We start from the raw sequence: 535 nt of genomic DNA, 5'->3' as shown, positions 1-535 counted from the left end.
CCAAGTATCATAAGAGGCTGAATAAATTTATTGAATTGTAATAGAAGTATTAAATATATTGCTATAATTGCTACAACATATCCATATGCTATGCTTTTCATAGGCTCTTTWGTTTCTTTTACTTCTCCTCCAAACTCTATAGTTATATTAGGATAATCTTTAGAAATAGAATCAAAGAATTTTTGAACAGAGTCAGTTACTCTTATAGCAGTTGTTTTACCTAATACTATATCAGTTGTTAGAGTTATGGATTTTTTACCGTTATAGTGCCTTATGCTTGATTGATTATTTGTAACTTCTATTGTTGCTATATCTTTTAATTGTATGAGTCTTCCRTATGTGCTTGGCATATATAAATTATTTAATACATTTGTGTCGTAGGTGTATTTTTTATCCATTCGCACTCTAAAATCAAGTTTATTCTCAAATTGCTGAATAGAAGTAGCAACTATTCCAGAATATGCCGCTCTCAATTCTCTTGCCGCATAAGCCACATTTACACCAAGCTCACTCATTCTGTCATAATCAAACAACA

Annotated in this window: 1 protein-coding gene; it reads right to left on the bottom strand. The window is 30.4% G+C overall.

What is annotated here, in order from left to right:
- A partial coding sequence (locus GQX97_RS14485; protein WP_198391283.1) for an efflux RND transporter permease subunit occupies positions 1-535 on the bottom strand: 535 nt, incomplete at both ends.

This window comes from Brachyspira sp. SAP_772 (genome assembly GCF_009755885.1).
Lineage (GTDB): Bacteria > Spirochaetota > Brachyspiria > Brachyspirales > Brachyspiraceae > Brachyspira.
This window is presented reverse-complemented; position numbering and strand designations above follow the sequence as displayed.